Source organism: Amycolatopsis sp. WAC 04169 (assembly GCF_003947535.1).
Lineage (GTDB): Bacteria > Actinomycetota > Actinomycetes > Mycobacteriales > Pseudonocardiaceae > Amycolatopsis > Amycolatopsis keratiniphila.
The window spans coordinates 1-688 of record NZ_QHJI01000056.1; the positions used below are offsets into that span (position 1 = coordinate 1).

The window sequence follows — 688 nt, forward strand, 5'->3', positions numbered from 1 at the left end:
CGGCGCAGCATGCGCAGGAGCGGTGTCAGCCGCTCGCGGTCGAGGCCGCTGCGGCGGGCGATCTTGGTGTCGGTGACACCGGAGGTGTGCCGCGCCACCGTCTCCAGGACGCGCAGGGCGTCCTGGGCCGAGTGGTGCGGCGCGGTCGGCCTGTGCTGCAGCGCCACGGTGGTATCCCCCTGCGCTCGCTGGTGCATCCCTGCGTTCACGATAGCCGCCAAGAGGCCTCTCGTGAGGGGGTGTTGAGCGGATTCCGGGGCTCCCATCTGCGGCGCTGGCCCGCTGGCATATGCCGGGGGCCAGCCCCAACGTCCCGACCTCGGACGTTGGGGCGGTGACGCCCTGCAATTACAGGACCGCGCTGAGAAACTCCCGCGTGCGGTCGTGCTCCGGCTCGCTGAAGATCTTCTCCGGCGCCCCGGCCTCGATGACCCGGCCAGAGTCGAACATCAGGACCTGGTCCGAGATGTCCCGGGCGAAGTTCATCTCGTGGGTCACGCAGAGCATGGTGATGTCCGTGGTGCGCGCGATGTCCCGCAGCAGGTCCAGGACGCCCGCGACCAGCTCCGGGTCGAGCGCCGAGGTCACCTCGTCCAGCAGCAGAACCTTCGGGCGCATCGCCAGCGCCCGGGCGATCGCCACCCGCTGCTGCTGGCCGCCGGAGAGCTGGGCCGGGCGGGCGGCGCAC

At 71.4% G+C, this 688-nt stretch carries 1 protein-coding gene; it reads right to left on the minus strand.

Annotation, left to right across the window (positions count from 1 at the left end):
* Nucleotides 1-348: 348 nt before the first annotated feature.
* Nucleotides 349-688 (minus strand): ATP-binding cassette domain-containing protein (locus tag DMC61_RS40955; protein ID WP_148106767.1); only part of this gene is annotated, 340 nt, incomplete at its 5' end.